A 240-nucleotide genomic window follows, 5' to 3' on the forward strand; every position below is an offset into this window, starting at 1 on the left:
ACCCAATCTCCGTAGAATTGCCTACCATCATCGTTCGCGAAGTTGAATACACCGAGCCTGCCGTTAAAGGCGATACCTCCGGTAAAGTAATGAAAACCGCACGTCTGGTCGGCGGCACTGAAATCCAAGTGATGTCTTACATCGAAAACGGCGACAAAGTCGAAATCGATACCCGTACCGGCGAATTCCGCAAACGTGCTTAATCAGCCCGTAACACAAAAAGGCCGTCTGAATATTCAG

1 pseudogene is annotated in these 240 nt (G+C 49.2%); it reads left to right on the forward strand.

What is annotated here, in order from left to right:
* Positions 1 to 203: pseudogene (locus ACTHS4_RS12470) on the forward strand (elongation factor P); the annotation flags it as partial.
* Positions 204 to 240: the final 37 nt, after the last annotated feature.

Origin of the sequence: Neisseria sp. P0014.S009, assembly GCF_051958155.1 — a bacterium.
GTDB classification, from domain to species: Bacteria; Pseudomonadota; Gammaproteobacteria; order Burkholderiales; family Neisseriaceae; genus Neisseria; species Neisseria flavescens_C.